This is a genomic window from Photobacterium phosphoreum (assembly GCF_002954725.1).
Lineage (GTDB): Bacteria > Pseudomonadota > Gammaproteobacteria > Enterobacterales > Vibrionaceae > Photobacterium > Photobacterium phosphoreum.
The window spans coordinates 2,721,742-2,738,378 of the sequence record NZ_MSCQ01000001.1 but is presented as its reverse complement, the minus strand read 5'-3'; the positions used below and the strand labels follow the sequence as shown (position 1 = coordinate 2,738,378).

The following is a 16,637-nucleotide window of genomic DNA, read 5'->3' as shown; positions in this document are numbered from 1 at the left end:
ATAAAGGTAGAGACAACAAGTTGCATTTATGCTGAATAGACACTGCGGAGTGGTAGTTCAGTTGGTTAGAATACCGGCCTGTCACGCCGGGGGTCGCGGGTTCGAGTCCCGTCCACTCCGCCATTATTTAAGACATAGTTAAGTCTTTAAAATAACTACAGGGGTGTAGCTCCAACTGGCAGAGCAGCGGATTCCAAATCCGCGTGTTGGGAGTTCGAATCTCTCCACCCCTGCCATATTCAAGAAAGCCTCGACAGCAATGTCGGGGCTTTTTTACGTCTATATAATTTAGGTGTCGCTTCAACTGGTAGAGCAGCGGATTCGCCATACCGAAAATCAGCGCGTGTTGGGAGTTCGAATCTCTCCACCCCTGCTATATTCAAGAAAGCCTCGACATTGCTGTCGGGGCTTTTTTACGTCTATATAATTTAGGTGTCGCTTCAACTGGTAGAACAGCGGATTCCGCCATACCGAAAATAAGCGCGTGTTGGGAGTTCGAATCTCTCCACCCCTGCCATATTCAAGAAAGCCTCGACAGTAATGTCGGGGCTTTTTTACGTCTATATAATTTAGGTGTCGCTTCAACTGGTAGAGCAGCGGATTCGCCATACCGAAAATAAGCGCGTGTTGGGAGTTCGAATCTCTCCACCCCTGCTATATTCAAGAAAGCCTCGACAGCAATGTCGGGGCTTTTTTACGTCTATATAATTTAGGTGTAGCTCCAACTGGCAGAGCAGCGGATTCCTCCATACCGAAAATAAGCGCGTGTTGGGTGTTAGAATCTCTCCACTCCTGCCATATTCAAGAAAGCCTCGACAGCAATGTCGGGACTTTTTTACATCGGTATAATTGTGGTTTATTAGATGTCTTCTTACTAACAGCGTTAGCGGATACAACGCATTGATATAACAATGTTAAAATAATTGAAGTAACGCTTTTAATACATTTTCTTGATGGCGTGATTGTTTACAACAGAGGCCTAAACTTAATGGTGCAATCAGTTCGGTCGGAAAACGCTGCACTTTATCACTCATAGGGCTGTTATTGATAACAACATCGGGGGCAATACCAATGCCACACCCTAAAGCAACCATGCTTACGATGGCTTCGTGACCTGAAATTTGAGCGTAAATGGGGGGTGAGATTTTCTTTTCTTTAAACCAAGTTGTTGCGCGTGATCTTGCTGGGCCGGATTCGGCAATAATAAAAGGTAGTGCTTGCCAGTTTGGTTCATTACTCAATAGTGGTTGAATGGCTGGCGGGGCAATTGTTGGTGCGATCACTGACATAGGAATATGATCTAATTCGATATAAGTTAATTTAGCTGAAAGCTGATCGGGTTTGGCGGTAATCGCCACATCAACGTCATTATTCAGTACCTTATCAATCGCTAATGCAGAATCTCCCGTTAATAATTGAATTTCGATTTGTGGATAACGGTGTCGAAAGGCGGTCAATATTGCGGGTAAATGGCTATAACTTGCTGTGACCGAGCAAAATATTTTTAGCTTGCCTTGAAGTAATGAACTATCACTGTTTAATTCCGTTTTCAGTGACAGCCAATTAGAAATAATATTACTGGCGACAGGGATCAGTTTTTTACCTGCCATGGTGAGCTCAACGCTGCGATTATCACGCTGGAATAAGCTTTGCCCTAACTCTTGCTCAAGACGTTGAATAACACGGCTAAGGGCCGATGGACTGATATGCATTGACTGTGCTGTTTGATGAAAACTGAGTGAATCACTAAGGTGAATAAAAAGTTGCAAGTTTTTAATGTTCATCGATTATGTTGCATAATTTGCAATTGATTGTTGTGAATATAGCACTTTGCGCAACAAGTTACCTGATCTACTATCAATCTATTCGATAAATAAATATCGAACCAAGGATAAATATATTTCACGGAGTTTGTTGTTATGGCTAATTATTTCAATACCTTAAATTTACGTCAGCAGTTGGATCAGCTGGGGCGTTGTCGTTTTATGGATCGTGCAGAGTTTGCAACTGAAGCTGATTATCTTAAAGGTAAGAAGGTGGTTATTGTCGGATGTGGTGCGCAAGGCTTAAACCAAGGTCTTAACATGCGTGACTCTGGATTGGATGTGTCTTATGCCTTACGCCAAACTGCGATTGATGAGCAGCGTCCATCTTTTAAAAATGCGCGTGATAACGGTTTTGAGGTTGGTAGTTATGAACAGCTGATTCTACAAGCTGATTTAGTGGTAAATCTTACACCTGACAAGCAACATACCAATGTAGTTGAAACGGTGATGCCACTGATGAAACACGGTGCGGCATTAGGTTATTCTCATGGATTTAATATCGTTGAAGAAGGGATGCAAATCCGTAAAGATTTAACCGTGGTGATGGTTGCCCCTAAGTGCCCTGGTACGGAAGTGCGTGAAGAATATAAGCGTGGCTTTGGTGTGCCGACTTTGATTGCGGTTCACCCTGAAAATGACCCTCAAGCTGATGGTCTTGAAATTGCAAAAGCATGGGCAGCAGCAACAGGGGGGCATCGCGCGGGTGTACTTGAGTCATCATTTGTGGCCGAAGTTAAATCTGACTTAATGGGTGAGCAAACGATCCTCTGTGGCATGCTTCAAGCAGGCTCAATTGTTTGTTATGAGAAAATGCTGGCTGATGGTATTGCGCCAGACTATGCCGGTAAGTTGCTACAATTTGGTTGGGAAACGATCACTGAAGCGCTGAAGTTTGGTGGCGTGACCCATATGATGGATCGTCTTTCAAACCCAGCCAAAGTAAAAGCATTTGATTTATCTGAGCAGCTAAAAGACTTGATGCGCCCGTTATATAACAAACATATGGATGACATTATTTCAGGCCATTTCTCAACGACCATGATGGCTGACTGGGCCAGTGATGATACGGAGTTGCTAGGCTGGCGCGGGGAAACTGCTGAAACACAATTTGAAAACTACCCAACATCAGATCTTCAAATCTCAGAGCAAGAATACTTTGATAACGGCATTTTAATGGTCGCAATGGTACGTGCTGGGGTTGAATTAGCTTTTGAAGCGATGACAGCATCAGGCATCATTGATGAGTCAGCGTATTATGAGTCATTGCATGAGTTACCGCTTATTGCCAATACGGTTGCGCGTAAGCGTTTGTATGAGATGAACGTGGTTATTTCTGATACTGCTGAGTACGGTAATTATTTATTTGCTAATGTGGCGACACCACTATTACGTGATCATTTCATGGCAACAGTAACAACGGATGTTATTGGTAAAGGGCTACCCGCAACCACTAACTTTGTTGATAACCAAAAGCTGATTGAAGTGAATGAAGCACTACGTAATCATCCAGTTGAAGTGATTGGCAAGCAACTACGTGGTTATATGAAAGACATGAAGCATATTGCTGTTGGCGGTTAAGTTTTAACAGAAAGACTAATTAAAAATAAAGCCCAGTTTGATGAGAACTGGGCTTTTTAGTTGGTATCGCTAATTAAGCGTTAGTATTGTTATCATCAGCATTCAGTTTAGCTTCAAATGCTGTCATCTTCTGCTCAAGCTCGGTCAGTTTCTGGCGAGTACGTAATAATACTTGAGTTTGAACATCAAACTCTTCACGAGTGACAACATCCAGTTTACCCAATTGCGCTTGGATCACTTGACGTACTTTTTGTTCAACGTCATTGCCAAGATCTTTAACAGGTTTTGGCATTGCGTCTTGAATTTGTTTAGCTACTTGCTCAAGTTTCTTTGAATCAAACATGATCCGCTTACTCCGTTGCGAAAATCGTTATTAGTTATTGTAATCGGCGCTGCAGTGAAAATAAAAGGGCGCTGATGATTCAGCGCCCTTTTTTGTATTGATTAATCAGAAGTGGTTGTCTAAACCATCATCTTCTTCAACAAACACAGGTAACGGTTTGTGTTCACTTGCCAAGAACGTATAAATTACTGGCAATACAAACAGAGTAAATAACGTACCGATAGATAAGCCGGCAACGATAACTATACCAATACTGAAGCGCGATGCCGCACCTGCACCTGATGCATAGAGTAGCGGTACTAGACCAGCAATCATCGCACAGGTTGTCATTAGGATTGGACGAAGACGGATCTTCGCTGCTTCCATAACGGCTTCCATACGGTTCTTACCGTGGTAGAGCTGCTCTTCTTTGGCGACTTCACAAATTAATATACCGTGTTTGGTTATCAAGCCTATGAGGGTTATCAAACCTATTTGTGAGTAGATATTCAGTGTCGTCGCACCCCACGCTAGGGCAATCAGTGCACCACAAATAGCAAGTGGTACAGAAACTAGGATAACCAATGGATCGCGTAGCGATTCAAATTGAATCGCAAGCACCAAGAAAATAATCGCTAGTGCTAGACCAAATGTAGCGTATAGCGCATTACCTTCAGTGACGTACTGACGGCTTTCACCTAAGTAGTCATGGCCATAGCCTTTTGGTAATACTTTAGCTGACTCGGTATTTAACCAATTTACGGCTTCACCAATTGAGGTACCAGGGGCTAATACTGCACCGATGGTTGCCGCATTTTGTTGGTTAAAGCTTGGTAATGTTGGTGGCGCTGGAGTGACTTTGATAGTCACTAAGCTACCAAGTGGAATCAAGTCACCACTGTTAGTTTTGACGTAGTAATTATTTAAATCTTTAGGATTGAAACGATCTTTACGCTCAACTTGTGGAATAACTTTGTAAGAACGACCCAAAATATCAACACGGTTAATATCACCACCGGCTAACATCGTACTTAACGTATTACCAATTGCTTGCATAGTAACGCCATAAGCACCGGCTTTATCTTTATCGATATCAATGTTCATTGTCGCAGAGTCATACTTTAAGTCTAAATCTGAGTAGACGAACATTGGGTTATCTTTCACCTTCGTCAACATTTCAGCGGCCACTTGGTAGAGGCTCTTAAAGTTGTTGGGGGTGGTGATAACAAACTGTACTGGCAAACCAGAACCGGCACCTGGAAGGCTTGGCATTTGGAACGCAGTTACTGCCATTTGTGGAATGTTTTTAATTTTCTCAGTGACTTCATTCGCGACTTCAGTTTGACTCTGATCACGTTGGCTCCACGGTTTCAATGTTGCTAGACCGAAAGCTTGGTTCGCTGATGGAATACCCGAGAAAATCTGTGCATATTCAACACTTTTTTGTGCTGTTAATACTTTGTTGACTTGATCCATGGTGTCTTGAATGAAATCAAGGTTAGCGTTTGCAGGGGCTGTACCCATAAACACCACCACGCCATTATCTTCAGCGGGTGCCAATTCACTTGGAATGAACTTAAATAACAACGGCAAGCTCGCACATGCACATAATGCAAATACGATTACGACTGCACGCATTTGCATGATGCCGGCTAGCATTTTCTCATAACGTAATGTTAAACGATCAAGAAAGCCGTGAACCATTAATTCAAATTTATTTGGTGCTTCATTTTCTTTGAGGAAGGTTGCACACATTACTGGTGATAATGTTAAGGCAATAATACCTGAAATAAATACCGCACCCGCAAGGGTTAGTGCGAACTCTTTAAATAATGAACCGGTTAAACCACCCATTAATGCAATCGGGGCGTATACCGCACCTAAGGCAATTGTCATTGAAATAACAGGTACTGCGATTTCACGAGTACCAATAATGGCGGCTCTAAATGGCGTTTGTCCCAGTTTTATATGCCGTTCAACGTTTTCCAGTACCACGATAGCATCATCGACCACTAGGCCGATAGCCAGTACCAGAGCTAGCAATGTCATTAGGTTCCATGAGAACCCAAATAATTGCATTACTAGTGCCACACCAATCAATGATAGTGGAATAGTAATAATTGGAATAATTACTGAACGTAGAGAACCGATAAACAGTGCAATAACGATTAATACGATCAATGCCGCTTCAAGGATGGTTTTAATTACTTCATTAATTGAGTCATTAATCGCAATCGTTGAGTCATACATTACCGTCATTTTGATGGTACTTGGCATGTTACGTTCAATGGTTGGTAATAACTCACGAACGTCTTTAGCAATGTTGATTGGATTGGCACTTGGTGCCGCTTCAATCGCACCGACTACCGCTTCTTGACCATTGGCTGTTGCGCGGTAGCTATCGCTGCTACGTGATAAGGTTACCTTAGCAATATCACCTAATCGGATCACTTGACCATTGGTGCTTGATACGACCAGTTTCTCTAGTGATTCAGGGCTATTGGCTTGGGTATTAGCACTACCGTTGTACAACACAAAATCATTGTTAACTTGGCCAACAGCAGATTGGTAGTTGTTCGCTTGTAGTACTTGAGTCACATCACTGGCAGATAAATTAAACGCTGCCATTTTTTGTGGATCAAGCCATACACGTAATGCAAATGGTACACCACCGTACATGTCTACTTTTGCCACACCACCCACCGTAAATAATTGCGGTTTTACTACACGTTCGATGTAGTCAGTGATTTGGCTAGAGCTTAATGTTTTACTGGTAAAACCAAGATAGAGCACACCAGTACCGCCACCAGTAGAGAGCGATATAGTTGGATCTTGCGTTTCTTTGGGTAGCTGAGCCCGCACCGAGTTAACTTTGGCAAGAATATCCGCTAAAGCTGCGTTCGGGTTGGTGTTCAATTTCATTTGTACGGTAATGGTCGACATACCCATGGTACTTTGGGCGGTGATGTAGTCGATATTATCGGCTTGAGCAATGGCCTGTTCTAATGGTTGGGTAATAAACCCTTGAATAAGATCAGCACTGGCACCGTAGTAAGCCGTACTCACGGTTACTACAGTGTTAGTCATGTCCGGATATTGCCGAACCTGCATTTTGAAAATTGCCTGTAGGCCAAGCAATGCGATCATTAAACTGATCGAAATTGCTAATACCGGGCGTCTGATGAATATATCAGTAAAGCGCATCCTGAGCGTTCTCCAGTTACAGCAATGGGATTTCAGCTGGAGCCTTCAGTGCGTCATTTTCAACGACGTGCACTAATGACTTGTTGCTAAGACGAATTTGACCACTAGTAACGATCTGCTCTCCAGCTTTTAAGCCTGAAAGAATGCGTACTTGGTTGCCTTTGTTTAGGCCTGTGGTTACGACTGTTTGCATCGCACGTAATTTGCCATCAACGTTGCGCAGTACGTATACCGTATCACCATAAAGGGTGTAAGTAATCGCGGTTTGAGGGACTACAATTTGATCTGCAATGGTGGGTTGAATTACTCGAGCACGGGCAAACATACCACTACGTAACATGCCACCGCTGTTAGGAATATCAGCTTGTACCTGAATCAAACCTGTTTGAGCGTTAACCGCAGGTTCAATCGCAGTAATAAGCCCTTTAAAATTGGTATTTTTATAAGCGTCAATATTTATATCAACGGTTTGGCCAATTTTGATTTTAGATATATCCGTTTGTGGTACGGTGAAGCGGAAACGCATCGTCGTCGTGTCTTCTAAACGAATAATTTTAGTACCAGGCTGAATGTATTGACCTAAATAAACATTACGTAGACCAATTTCACCGGCAAAAGGTGCGCTGATATTACGACGTTGAATAGATTCTTTTAATGATTTGATTTGAGCCACTAACGCCAAATAGTTAGCTTTTGCTTCATCAAGGCTAGATTTTGATACGGAACCTTTACGGTAAAGATCTTTATAGCGTTGGTAAGAGGCTTCTACTGACGGTAATTTTGCTTCAGTACTTTGTAAGCTTGATTGTTCAACATTGGAGTTAATAGAAACCAGTAGTTGACCTGCTTTTACCTTTTGACCTGATTCAAAATTAATTTTACTGATCACACCAGCAGCTTCTGAGGTTAGAGTGACACCTTGCATGGGTTCAATAAAACCAATTGCTTGTAGTGCAGGGTACCAATTTTCAGCTTGGGTTGTAGTGGCTGTAACCGGATAATTTGCTTCCGGCATATTAGCCATATATTCAGCTATTTTATGTTCTTTAAAAAGATTGAAACCAATTACGCTTCCAAATAACAGAAGAGCAAGAAGTAACATCACGATCCATTTTTTCATTATAAGGTTTGCTCCGGAATTACAATGTTAATGCTGAATAATGGCGTCCCAAGAAGCATTAATAACGACATCAAGTTCGTTATCAGTGATCTCTAAGCCACCATTGATTTTTCGACGGGCTAAATAACAACTCGTCTCAAGACTAAGTGTACTTAAAATTTCATTATCAAGCGGTTTAAACAGGTGGCAGGCTTTACCTTCGTCAAACATTTGGTTGACGCAGCTAAAAAGTTGTTTATTAAGCGCTTTTCTTTCATGTGCATTTTTACGGGGCAGATTTTGAAATTGCCCTTGATTGATTAATGGTGCATTACCATTAACCGACATATGCCATAGATTTAACCACATAATACGGTAGCGCTGTTTAAGTGGCATGCTAGCGCTAATATTATGGCTAATTTGTTGTGCGATATACCCTAAAATATGTTCATGGAGTTGATACAGTAAGTCATCTTTATCGTTGAAATAGCGATAAATAGTGCCCGTTGCAACTTGAGCTTCTTTAGCGACCATTTGCATAGATAGACCATGAAAACCATGGGTGGCTAAAAGTTTTTCAGTGGCAGTTAATATGCGCTCTTTTTTATCAGTCATAACAGCTTAGATTTAATACAAGTGGTGTGAATGAATGTTCATTCATTGGGCTATTGTAGGATTTGATAATTGATTCGCAAGCCTTATTTGAGCTTTTGTATCATTAATAAGAATATTACAACGATCGCATAGGTGCCAATATGCTTATTCATTGATGGTATTGGTTGTGTTGGTACTAAAAAAGCAATAAAAAGCCCGTATCAAAGTAGATACGGGTTTTTATGCCGTTTAGAACATCAGTCTTTAATGTTGTGGTGGCTTACTCTCCGCTGCGGACTTATCTTTGCCGCGACTAAAGATGCGCTCCACGACCACAAAGAAAATTGGAATAAAGAAGATACCTAAGAATGTTGAGCTTAACATTCCACCGAGTACCGCAGTACCGATAGCATTTTTACCCCCTGAACCAACACCAGTACTGATCGCCAGCGGTACAACACCTAAACCAAACGCAAGTGAGGTCATGATGATGGGGCGTAGACGAACACGTACTGCATGTAAGGTAGCTTCAACTAATCCCGCCCCTTTTTCGTAGTATTCTTTGGCAAATTCCACAATCAGAATGGCATTTTTGGTGGCTAAACCAACAGTAGTTAATAAGCCGACTTGGAAGAATACATCGTTAGGCATCCCACGAGCATTCATCGCCACTAGTGCACCGATGATCCCTAATGGCACTACTAACACCACCGCGAATGGTACTGACCAGCTTTCATACAGGGCAGCAAGCACTAAGAACACCACTAAAATAGAGAGTGCATATAGCATCGGTGCTTGGTTGCCAGAGAGACGCTCTTCATATGAAAGCCCATTCCATTCAACCCCATAGCCTGGCGGTAATTTTTTGACCATTGCTTCAATATCCAGCATTGCTTGACCTGTACTGTAACCATTCACCACACTGCCTTGAATGTTCACTGCTGGCGTGGCATTGAAACGCTCTAGTCGTGGTGAGGCATATTGCCATTCACCAGTTGCAAAGGCCGAGAACGGCACCATTTCACCGAGATTATTACGCACATACCATGTATCTAGATCACCGGGTTTCATGCGGTATTGAGCATCACCTTGGACAAAGACTTTCTTGACTCGGCCGCGATCAATAAAGTCGTTAACATAAGAGCTACCCCATGCGGTACCGAGTACTTTGTTGACAGAATTAATATCAATTCCCAGTGCACGTATTTTGGCTTGATCAATATTAATTTGATACATCGGCGCATCTTCTTGACCATTCGGTCGTACTCCGACCAAATTAGGGTTTTCAGCGGCTAATTGCAGTAATTGATTACGTGCAGCGATGAGTTTTTCATGCCCTTGACCACTACGATCTTGGAGGTAGAAATCAAAACCACTGGCAGTACCGAGCTCGATCACCGCAGGGGGAGCAAACGAGAATACCATCGCATTTTTGATTTTTTGGAAGTAACCCATTGAGCGATTCACGATCGATTTAACATCCATTCCCGGCAATTGGCGATCAGACCAATCTTTTAAACCGACAAAGGCCATGCCCATGTTCTGACCGTTACCTGCAAAGCTAAAGCCTGAAACACTGAACACACTCGCAACACTGTCAGCTTCTTGGGTTAAATAGTAATCAGACACTTGGTCCATCACTTTTTGGGTTTGTTCTTGGGTTGAGTTAACCGGCAATATCGCCTGACTAAATAAGATACCTTGATCTTCATCAGGTAAGAACGAGGTTGGCATGCGCATAAAGATCCAACCAACAGCAACGGTTAAGCCAAGGAAGATAAACATAACTCGAATAGAGCGTTTAATCATTGCCGCAACGCTTGATTCGTAACGTTTGGTTAAGTTATCAAAGGTGCGGTTAAACCAGCCAAAGAAGCCTTTGTCATTGCTACCATGAGCCACAGGTTTAAGCATCGTTGCACACAAGGCAGGGGTGAGGATCACCGCTACCATCACTGATAGTGACATCGCGGTAACGATAGTAATCGAGAACTGACGATAAATAACGCCGGTAGAGCCTGACATAAATGCCATTGGAACAAATACAGCTGATAGGGTTAGTGCGATACCAACCAGCGCGCCAGTAATTTGATCCATCGATTTACGGGTCGCTTCAACCGGGCTGAGTCCCTCTTCATGCATTACCCGTTCGACGTTTTCGACCACTACGATTGCATCATCCACCAATAAACCAATCGCCAGTACCATCGCAAACATGGTAAGGGTATTGATTGAATAGCCAGCAATAGAAAGCACTGCGAAAGTACCGAGTAATACCACTGGAACCGCAATGGTTGGGATCAGTGTGGCACGGAAGTTTTGTAGGAACAGGAACATGATAATAAATACCAATGCCACTGCTTCAAACAAAGTATGGACTACGCCCTCAATTGATTTCTCGACAAAAGGCGTGGTGTCGTAGGGATAAACCGCTTGTAATCCTTCAGGGAAGAATGGTTTCAGCTCATCAATTTTTGCTTTAACCGCTTCTGCGGTGGCTAAAGCATTAGCACCGGTAGCGAGTTTAATACCAATACCACTGGCTTGCTTACCATTATAAAACACTTGTACGGCATAACTTTCAGCGCCAAGCTCAACTCGAGCCACGTCTTTTAATAGCACTTTAGCGCCCGATGGATCGGATTTTAGAATGATTTGTTCAAACTGAGCCGGCGTTTTTAAACGGCTTTGCGCCGAGACCGTCGCATTAAGCTCTTGGCCTGGTAGCGATGGTGAGGCACCTAGTTGACCGGCAGATACTTGAGCATTTTGCTCTTTAATGGCCGCAATAACATCGATACTAGTGAGGTTGTATTTTGTTAGCTTGAGAGGATCAAGCCAAATACGCATTGCATACTGGGCACCAAAGGTTTGAATCTCACCTACGCCAGGCACACGACTCATCGGATCGGCAACATTGGAACTGATATAGTCCGAAATGTCGTTTTTATCCATTGAACCATCTTCGGAATAGAATCCGACCACCATCAAGAAACTTGAGCTGGCTTTATTAACCTTAACCCCTTGTTGTTGCACTTCCATCGGCAGTAATGGCAGTGCTGATTGTAACTTATTCTGAACCTGAACTTGTGCAATATCTGGATCGGCTTCAGCATTAAAAGTCAGCGTTATTTGGGTATTACCAAAACTGTCACTGGTTGATGATAAGTAGCGCAGGTTATCAATACCCGTCATCCGTTGTTCGATAACTTGAGTAACGGTATCTTCCATGGTTTTGGCGTTAGCACCGGGGTAACTGGCACTAATAACAACGGTTGGTGGTGCAATGCTAGGGTACTGAGAAACAGGTAATTTAAGAATGGACAGTACGCCAGCCAGCATAACGATAATCGCGATCACCCATGCGAAAATAGGGCGATCGATAAAGAAACGAGCCATAGTTTACTTCCCTATTATTGTGATTGAGTGACTGTTATTAGTGTCGGTTCAACCACTACACCAGGCCGGATTTTTTGTAAGCCATCGACAATAACTTGATCGCCATCTTTAAGACCGCTCGTGATCCGCCATTGATTATTAATTGCTTCTGCGGTGGTAACTGTGCGTGATTCCACTTTGTTATCAGCACCAACAACCATCGCAATCGCTTGGCCTTTACTGTTGCGAGTAATGGCTTTTTGGGGGATCATGATAGCTTTAGGATCGGTACCGGTATTAAGGACGGCACGAACATACATTCCTGGTAATAAGATCCCCTCAGGATTTGGGAATTCAGCACGTAACGTGACCGAGCCAGTGTTAGGATCTACATTTACTTCAGCAAACTGGAGTGTGCCGTGATGTGAGTAAACACTGCCGTCTTCAAGGATCAATTCGACATCAGCATTGTCACTGGCTTGAAGTTGGCCTTGTTTAAGGGCTGATTTTAGGCGCAATAATTGCGTGCTTGATTGAGCTATATCGATATTGATTGGATCCAGTTGCTGGATGGTGGCCAAGACTTGTGCCTGCCCCGCGCTGACTAGCGCACCAGGTGTTACTGATGATTGACCAATGCGACCCGCGATAGGGGCTTTAACTTTGGTATAATTAAGATCTATTTTCGCTTTGTTAACACTGGCTTTTGCAACTTCAATGCCTGCGAGAGCAACTTTATATTTTGCTTTATTATCATCATAAGTTTGTTTACTGATAGCGCCGCGGTTAACCAAGGTTTCACTGCGTTGAGCCAGTGCCTTTGCTGAATCTAGATTGGCTTGTGCTTGAGCTAAACTGGCTTTGGCACTGAGGTATGCAGCGTTATAAGGTGCTGAGTCGATGCTATATAATGATTGGCCTTTACTGACGCTACTGCCTTCTTTGAAGCTACGCTCTGTAATAATACCAGAGACTTGAGGGCGAACTTCTGCTTCAAGGTAAGCTTTACTACGACCAGGAAGCTCGACATGAATAGCTTGAGGGTGAGAAGTAACCGTAAGCGTACCGACAGCCACACTTTTTGCTGCTTGTTGGGTTGGTTTTTTGGATGCGCTCTGGTCACAAGCGGATATCCCTAGTGCTAAGCTGACAATAGTAGCAATGGCTGCGATTTTTCGCATGAAATCTCCTAAATTTAAGCAATATAAGTATTGTTGAATATTATTTCATTATTTAACAATAGAGTAACGGTTATTTACTTTTTAGTAATTAATATTTAATCCGGTGTAGAATTTAGTGCAATTTATTTTGTTTTTGTCTGACTGTTATTCAATATGTCTAGCATAAATTTGCTAATTAAGTTGTTTTAAGTGATGAAATTGGAACAAATAGTGATGGGTTGTAACAATGTCACACTGTCTAAAGTGAATATAATTGTAATTAAAGCGCGTTAAAATGCGCCTATTTTTAATGACGTCAGGATAACGAATGAAACTGAACCCAAGGCAAACAGAAGCAGTTAAATACGTTTCCGGACCGTGCTTAGTGTTGGCCGGTGCCGGATCAGGCAAAACACGTGTTATTACCAATAAAATCGCTTACTTGGTTCAGCAGTGTGATTATAAAGCGCGCAACATTGCAGCATTAACCTTTACTAATAAAGCGGCACGTGAAATGAAAGAACGTGTCGGTCAAACATTAAGTCGTCAAGAATCCAAAGGGTTAATGGTGTCAACCTTTCATACTTTGGGACTGAATATTGTGCGTCGAGAATGTAAATATTTAGGCTTAAAAGCCAATTTTTCATTGTTTGACGATCAAGATCAGATGGCGTTATTAAAAGAATTGACTGAAGAAGAACTCGACGGCGATAAAGATTTATTGAAGCAACTACAGTCAACGATCTCTAATTGGAAAAATGACATGTTATCGCCAGTTGATGCCGCAGGCCGTGCTCAAACTGAACGTGATCAACTATTTGCCCATTGTTATGAAATGTATCAACGTCAAATGAAAGCCTATAATGCCCTTGATTTTGATGACTTGATCTTAATGCCAGTGCTATTACTGCGTGATAATCAAGATGTGCGTCAACGCTGGCAAAATCGTATTCGCTATTTGCTGGTGGATGAATACCAAGATACCAACACCAGCCAATATTTGTTCGTCAAGTTGTTGGTTGGCGAACGGGCGCGATTTACTGTAGTTGGTGATGACGATCAGTCCATTTATTCGTGGCGTGGCGCGCAGCCAGAAAACTTAGCCTTACTCAATAAAGATTTTCCCAATCTTAAAGTGGTTAAACTTGAGCAAAATTACCGTTCAACCAGTCGTATTCTGCGAACGGCAAATATTCTTATTGCTAATAACCCACACTTATTTGAAAAAGCACTGTTTTCAGCGATCCCTGATGGTGCGATGTTGAAAGTGTTGACCGCTAAAAATGAAGAGCATGAAGCAGAAAAAGTGGTTGGTGAATTAATTGCGCATCGGTTTATGAACAATACCGCTTATAAAGATTATGCGATTTTATATCGTGGTAATCACCAGTCGCGATTATTTGAAAAAGCGCTGATGCAAAACCGAATTCCGTATAAAATTTCAGGTGGCACCTCGTTTTTCTCGCGGGTTGAAATTAAAGATATGATGGCCTATCTACGAGTATTAACTAACCCTGATGATGATAATGCTTTCTTGCGAATCGTGAATACACCTCGACGTGAAATTGGGCCAGTTACCCTCGAAAAGTTGGGAACGTACGCCAATATGCGCGGAAAAAGCTTATTTGCTGCCAGTTTTGAAATGGGGCTTGAACACCATCTTTCTGGACGAGGTTTGGAGTCATTACAGCGCTTTACTCATTGGATTAATCAGCTGACAGATAACGCTGAACGTGGTGATACCGTTGCCGCTGTGCGCCAATTAGTGCGTGATATTCATTATGAAGATTGGCTCTACGAAACATCAGCTAGCCCTAAAGCGGCTGAAATGAGAATGAAAAATGTCTCAGATCTCTACAGTTGGATCACGGCTGATTTAGAAGGGGATAACTACGATAACGAAGTGAAAACCCTTAAAGAAGTGGTACAGCGATTAACCTTACGCGACATGATGGAGCGTGGTGAAGATGATAGTGATGCTGATCAAGTACAGCTAATGACGTTACACGCATCAAAAGGATTGGAATTTCCTTATGTGTTCTTAATCGGCGCAGAAGAAGGGATTTTGCCACATCAAACCAGTATCGATGAAGATAATGTCGATGAAGAACGACGACTGGCTTATGTTGGGATCACCCGCGCGCAACGAGAACTGACGTTTACGCTGTGTAAAGAACGTCGTCAATATGGTGAGTTAATCAAACCAGAGCCAAGCCGTTTCTTGTATGAATTACCGCAAGATGATTTGGAATGGGAAAGCGAGCGTAAACCTGTTACTGCTGAAGAGCGGATGCAAAAAGGCCAAGCCCATATTGCCAATATTCGTAATTTATTTAAAAAGTAGCGGGTAGCAGCAACAGTGATATTAGAGATATTTATGACACAAGGGGGGGGGCGATCCCCCCTCTTACTGAGATTAAAGATAATCAAAAAAGTCACTTTAGCGATATCTGGGCGTTTTAGTTCGGTTTGATCATATAGTTAATTGCCGCCACAATTTCATCATCGCTGCAATCCATACAGGTCCCTTTTGCGGGCATGGCATTAAAGCCTTCAATAGCATGCTTGGCGAGCACCGCATCACCTTGGCTGACTCTGACAGCCCAGTCATCCGCATCGCCTTTTTTTGGCGCACCCATTAAGCCACTGTTATGACAAGAACCACAATATCGGTCATAAACTGCTTGGCCCGTTCGCGATGACGTTGTTACTGCAGCGGCTGGTGGTGTAGCCCCTTCAATATGTACATTACCGATAGGTTTTATTCGATCATTGATGGCGGTGGTTGATAGGTCAGCGGCTATTGCTGCGGTTGATAAACAAAGACTGCTACAAATAGCGATTAGCCATGGTCGTAAACATAAATCCATTTTGGGCACCTTTATACATCCAGTTATTAAGGGAGAATAATAAAATACGGCTTCAGTGTGTGTTGATTTAAACCTACAGCAAATGTTGCAATGTTGTAAGTATAGCAATAATGATGAATGTTCAACGTTGATGTTGTGCTGTGTATGATACGAATCAACATCGATTTGTTGATAAAATCAGCGAGCAGGATAAAAACAAAAAAAAACACTTGCCGAGTCGCGTTCTGATCCGTAATATTCACCCCGTCGATAGGGCAAGGCGCCCGTAGCTCAGCTGGATAGAGCGTTGGCCTCCGGAGCCAAAGGCCGAAGGTTCGAATCCTTTCGGGCGCACCATCATCCGGTCGTATTGGCAAAGGTTACAAACAATGGTGGCTATAGCTCAGTTGGTAGAGTCCCGGATTGTGATTCCGGTTGTCGCGAGTTCAAGCCTCGTTAGCCACCCCATATTATAATGTGTTGATCTCCCAGTCAGCATGTTGGCTTTTTAAAGCCCGCTTGTTTTACAAGCACACAGAATTTAGTCAGTGATAACGTAGTTTTATAGCGTATCTCAGGCTTCTAGGATTAGCGGACCAGATGGTTTGTTTTCTTAGTAACGATTTA

General features: G+C 42.7%; 10 protein-coding genes and 4 tRNA genes. 6 read left to right on the top strand and 8 right to left on the bottom strand.

Going from position 1 to position 16,637, the window contains the following annotated elements; genetic code table 11:
• Positions 1–46: 46 nt before the first annotated feature.
• Positions 47–123 (top strand) — tRNA-Asp (locus BTO21_RS12140).
• 36 nt (positions 124–159) lie between these two features.
• Positions 160–236: transfer RNA gene (locus BTO21_RS12135), tRNA-Trp, on the top strand.
• Positions 237–914: 678 nt separating this feature from the next.
• Here BTO21_RS12135 and ilvY read toward each other — a convergent pair.
• Positions 915–1,784, bottom strand: a complete 870-nt coding sequence (gene ilvY / locus BTO21_RS12130) for an HTH-type transcriptional activator IlvY (protein WP_045032574.1) — start codon at positions 1,782–1,784, stop codon at positions 915–917.
• A 135-nt stretch (positions 1,785–1,919) separates the two neighbouring features.
• Between ilvY and ilvC the strand changes: the two genes are divergently transcribed.
• A complete protein-coding gene (gene ilvC / locus BTO21_RS12125) occupies positions 1,920–3,404 on the top strand; it encodes a ketol-acid reductoisomerase (RefSeq protein ID WP_105026810.1) in 1,485 nt (494 codons plus the stop codon).
• A gap of 73 nt (positions 3,405–3,477) precedes the next feature.
• On the opposite strand, the gene ubiK is transcribed toward ilvC, so the two are convergent.
• The 6 genes from ubiK to BTO21_RS12095 form a co-directional block, all read right to left on the bottom strand.
• On the bottom strand, positions 3,478–3,747 hold the full coding sequence (gene ubiK, locus BTO21_RS12120; RefSeq protein WP_045032576.1) for a ubiquinone biosynthesis accessory factor UbiK: 270 nt from the start codon (positions 3,745–3,747) through the stop codon (positions 3,478–3,480).
• A 105-nt stretch (positions 3,748–3,852) separates the two neighbouring features.
• Positions 3,853–6,930 carry a multidrug efflux RND transporter permease subunit gene (locus tag BTO21_RS12115; protein ID WP_045032578.1) on the bottom strand — a complete coding sequence of 1,026 codons (3,078 nt, stop codon included), beginning with the start codon at positions 6,928–6,930 and terminating at the stop codon, positions 3,853–3,855.
• Between the two features lie 16 nt (positions 6,931–6,946).
• Entirely contained in the window at positions 6,947–8,050 is a 1,104-nt protein-coding gene (locus BTO21_RS12110) for an efflux RND transporter periplasmic adaptor subunit (protein WP_065192633.1), read from the bottom strand.
• A gap of 27 nt (positions 8,051–8,077) precedes the next feature.
• A complete protein-coding gene (locus tag BTO21_RS12105) occupies positions 8,078–8,644 on the bottom strand; it encodes a TetR/AcrR family transcriptional regulator (RefSeq protein ID WP_045032579.1) in 567 nt (188 codons plus the stop codon).
• A gap of 243 nt (positions 8,645–8,887) precedes the next feature.
• Positions 8,888–12,022 carry an efflux RND transporter permease subunit gene (locus BTO21_RS12100; RefSeq protein ID WP_045032581.1) on the bottom strand — a complete coding sequence of 1,045 codons (3,135 nt, stop codon included), beginning with the start codon at positions 12,020–12,022 and terminating at the stop codon, positions 8,888–8,890.
• 14 nt (positions 12,023–12,036) lie between these two features.
• Positions 12,037–13,182: an efflux RND transporter periplasmic adaptor subunit gene (locus tag BTO21_RS12095; protein WP_045032583.1), complete on the bottom strand. Its 1,146-nt coding sequence runs from the start codon at positions 13,180–13,182 to the stop codon at positions 12,037–12,039.
• Between the two features lie 307 nt (positions 13,183–13,489).
• On the opposite strand from BTO21_RS12095, the gene rep reads away from it, so the two are divergent.
• Positions 13,490–15,505 carry a DNA helicase Rep gene (gene rep / locus BTO21_RS12090; protein WP_045032585.1) on the top strand — a complete coding sequence of 672 codons (2,016 nt, stop codon included), beginning with the start codon at positions 13,490–13,492 and terminating at the stop codon, positions 15,503–15,505.
• Positions 15,506–15,620: 115 nt separating this feature from the next.
• Here rep and BTO21_RS12085 read toward each other — a convergent pair whose 3' ends face one another.
• A complete protein-coding gene (locus BTO21_RS12085) occupies positions 15,621–16,031 on the bottom strand; it encodes a c-type cytochrome (protein ID WP_045032587.1) in 411 nt (136 codons plus the stop codon).
• A 259-nt stretch (positions 16,032–16,290) separates the two neighbouring features.
• Between BTO21_RS12085 and BTO21_RS12080 the strand changes: the two genes are divergently transcribed.
• Both BTO21_RS12080 and BTO21_RS12075 read left to right on the top strand, forming a co-directional pair.
• Positions 16,291–16,367, top strand: a tRNA-Arg gene (locus tag BTO21_RS12080).
• Positions 16,368–16,402: 35 nt separating this feature from the next.
• Positions 16,403–16,478, top strand: a tRNA-His gene (locus BTO21_RS12075).
• The last annotated feature ends 159 nt before the right edge of the window (positions 16,479–16,637 follow it).